Annotated in this window: 3 protein-coding genes; all 3 read left to right on the top strand. The window is 64.0% G+C overall.

The window, feature by feature from the left end; all coding sequences use genetic code 11:
* A partial coding sequence (locus KDH09_06415) for a DUF952 domain-containing protein (protein ID MCB0219313.1) occupies positions 1-318 on the top strand: 318 nt, incomplete at its 5' end.
* A gap of 90 nt (positions 319-408) precedes the next feature.
* On the top strand, positions 409-1,851 hold the full coding sequence (locus KDH09_06410; protein MCB0219312.1) for a trypsin-like peptidase domain-containing protein: 1,443 nt from the start codon (positions 409-411) through the stop codon (positions 1,849-1,851).
* 10 nt (positions 1,852-1,861) lie between these two features.
* Positions 1,862-3,355 (top strand): phospholipase D family protein, encoded by a 1,494-nt coding sequence (locus KDH09_06405; GenBank protein MCB0219311.1) that lies wholly within the window; start codon positions 1,862-1,864, stop codon positions 3,353-3,355.
* The last annotated feature ends 299 nt before the right edge of the window (positions 3,356-3,654 follow it).

Here is a 3,654-nt window from a genome sequence, read left to right as displayed (position 1 = left end):
TACGTGGCGGCAAGCCTGGAGGCCGAGGGCTTCCTTCACTGCTCCACCGCTGCGCAGGTGGTCCCCGTCTCCAATGCTTTCCTCAAGGGGCAGAGCGGCCTCGTACTGCTGTGCATTGATCCGGAAAAGCTCACGAGCGAGCTCAAATGGGAAGCGCCCGCGCACCCCAATCCGGGCGCAGCGGACAAGCCCTCGGACGAGCAGCTCTTTCCCCACATTTACGGCCCCTTGAACACAGATGCCGTCGTCGCGGCCGTGGCCTTTGAGCCCGGCGCCGACGGGACTTTCGCTTTCCCCGAAGACGCGCCGCGCAATTAAATCTCCTTCATGCCGCCGGGCCCGGCTCGCACGGGCAGGGTGCTCGTGGTAGCGTTTGCGCCATCAATGCCCGCAAACGATGGAGACCTCATGCGCACACTCCGCATCTTTTTGCCCGCTCTGCTCATTCTCGCACTCGCTCTCCCGGCGCGCGCCGGCAACCTCGACGACGAGGCCCAGTCAGTGGTCAAGCTCTTCGTGACCAGCCAGGACTGGGACCTGGCGCAGCCCTGGACCAAGCGGCACGCCTCGCAGGCGACCTGTACCGGCTTCTTCATCAAGCAGGGGATCCTGACCAATGCCCACTGCGTGGCCGATGCCACCTACATCGAGGCCGAGATCCCCGGCCGCTCCGACAAGGTGGAAGTGAAAGTCCGTGCCGTGAACCACCAGGTAGACCTGGCGCTGGTGCACGTGCGTGATCTCGAAATTCAGAAGAGCGCCCCCAAGATCGACTTCGGCGACCTGCCCGAGCACCGCGAGAAAGTGGTCACCATCGGCTACCCGCGCGGGGGGCGGCAGATTTCGTATACCGAGGGCGTCGTCTCGCGCATCGACATCATGGGTTACGCCCACAGCCAGCTCGCCAACCTCATCGTGCAGACTGACGCGGCGCTCAACCCCGGCAACTCGGGCGGGCCGGTGTTCTCCGACGATTCCAACGACTGCATCGGCGTGGCGACCCAGGGTGATCGCAGCGGCGAGGGGCTCGGCTACTTCGTGCCGACGCCGGTGATTCGCCAGTTTCTCAAGGACTTCTCCGACGGGCGCGTCGACGGCGTGACCAACCTCGGAGTGACCTACCAGACCCTCGAAAACGATGCCATGCGGCAGTGGCTGGGCATGGGACCCAAACACACGGGCGTGCGCGTGATGAAGGTTGCACGCGGCTCGAGCGCCGACGGCGCGATTGAGACCGACGACGTGCTGCTCTCGATCAACGGCACGCCCATCTTCAACGACGGGCAGGTCCGCTTTCGCGGCGACAAGAAAATCGGCTTCGGCTACTACCTGACGGACAAGCAGGTGGGCGAGAAGATCAAGATGCGGGTGCTGCGCGGCGGCAAGGAACTGGCCGTGGACATCACGCTCCGGCCCCGGCGCTTTTCCGTCATCCCGCTCATGCCCCACTACGACGAGCAGCCGCGCTACGTCTACAAGGGCGGGCTCGTATTCATGGCCGTGGAGCCGCGTTACCTGTGGCGCTGGGGCCGCCAGAGCTTGCCCATCTCGCTGGAGACCTACCGGCGCATGCCCATCGGGGAAGAAGACCTTGAAGAGCTCGTTGTGATCTCGCAGGTCTTCGACGCGCCCGCGAACAAGGGCTACGGCGGCCAGGTCGAGAACATCCGCGTGACGGAGATCAACGGCAAGCCGATTACGAAACTCAGCGACGCCGTGCTCGCGCTCGAGGCCCCCGGCGAGGACGGCTTCCTGCGCGTCGAGCTCGAATCGGGGCAGGCGATCGTGCTCTCGGAAAAAGACGTCGCCGAGCAGGACCCCTACATCCGCCAGCGCTACAACATTCGCTAGGAACAGGGCTGTGAAAACGCAGGGCAGGGCACGCGGAATTCTTGCGGCGCTCGCGCTGCTGCTTTGCGCCGCGGAGCCTGTCGCTGCGGCCGAGGAATCCCTCGGCGCGCTGATTGCGCCGCTGCTTGCCGAAAATCCAAGTAAGACCGGGGCGTATGTCCTGGAAAAAGGTGAGCAGTCCCTTCTCGCGCGCGCCTGGCTGGTCGATCACGCGGCGACTTCCATTGAGATCCAGTATTTTATCTGGAGCAACGACAACATCGGCACGCTGGCAGCCGAGGCGCTGCTTCGCGCGGCGGAGCGCGGCGTGCGGGTGCGCGTCATCGTCGACGACCTGCTCATCGACGCGCCCAGCGAGTTCATGCTCGCCATGGCGCTTCACCCCAACATCGAGATCCTCATCTACAACCCGGTCCAGAGCGTCGGCACGGGAAAGATCGAGCGCGTAACGAACGCCGTGACCCGTTTTCGCGCGGTCAACCAGCGCATGCACGACAAGACGCTCATCGTCGACGGGCTCGCCGCCGTCATCGGCGGCCGCAACATGGCTGACGAGTATTACGACTACGACCACGCCTACAACTTCCGCGACCGCGACGTGCTGTTGCTGGGGCCGGTTGCCGACGACTCCCGCGCGAGCTTCGAGCGCTTCTGGCAGAGCGAGCTGACGATTCCGGTGGAGCTGCTCCTCGAAGACGAGCTGGAGGGCCTCACGCCCGCGCGCACGGCTGCGGTCTACGCGGAGCTGCACGCCTATGCCAGGAACCCGGAGAACTTCGCGCCGAAGGTGCGTGAGGCGCTGGAGAGGTTGCCGGAGAAGTTTCCCAAGGTGGTAGAGACCCTCGAATGGAGCAAGCCCGAGTTCCTGAGCGACGCGCCCGGCAAGAGCGAGGCGGGTTTCTTCCTCCCACGCGGCGGCAGAACCGGCGAGCGCCTGGCGCAGCTCGTCGCCTCCGCGAAAAAGCGCGTCGTGATCCAGACGCCCTACCTCGTCATGCCAGGCGGGGCGCTCGAAATGTTCGGGGAACTCACCAAACGCGGGGTCGAGGTGCGCATCAGCACCAACTCGCTGGCCTCGACCGACAACCTGCCCGCCTACAGCGGCTACAGCCGGCAGAAGTACCGCATTCTTGGCGCGGGGATCGAGGTGCGCGAGTTCCGCCCCGATCCGGCGATCCAGAAGGAACTGATCGACCGCTACGAAGAACTCGAAAAAGAAGTTCCCATCTTCGCCCTGCACGCCAAGACACTGGTCATCGACGGCGAGCAGCTCTTTATTGGCACCTTCAACCTCGACCCGCGCTCGACCAATCTCAACACCGAGATCGGCGTCCTGATCCGGAGCAAGAAGCTCGCCCGGCAGGTCGAAACCGCCATCGAGCGCGACATGCTGCCGGGCAACAGCTGGAACCCCCGCACGGAGAACCCGAATCGCAAGGCTTCCCTGTGGAAGCGCCTGCGCCTGCAGTTCTGGGAGCTGATGCCGATCGAGGAGTTGCTGTAGGGGGGGCTTGAAGCTGTCATCCTGAGCGCAGCGAAGGATCTCAACGTGTTCAAGCCGGCACTGACCTGAATGGTTCGTCGTCATTGCGGGCTGGTTGAGATCCTTCGCCTTCGGCTCAGGATGACAGGATTGAGAAGTAGCGAAGCTACTCCGAAAACTTCCGCTCCGGTCCAAACGGGAAGAAGTCGGGCATGTCGGTGCTGACCTTCATGGGATACTTGGGCGCGCGTTTTTCGAGGAAGCTTGCCACGCCTTCCTTCACGTCGGCGTTCTTTCCCATGTAGGCGATGCACTTGGAG

Source organism: Chrysiogenia bacterium, assembly GCA_020434085.1.
Lineage (GTDB): Bacteria > JAGRBM01 > JAGRBM01 > JAGRBM01 > JAGRBM01 > JAGRBM01.
This window is presented reverse-complemented; position numbering and strand designations above follow the sequence as displayed.

Excerpts from the sequence above, each read along its gene's own strand:
- KDH09_06410 (MCB0219312.1), top strand. The coding sequence starts at position 409 with ATGCGCACACTCCGCATCTTTTTGCCCGCTCTGCTCATTCTCGCACTC.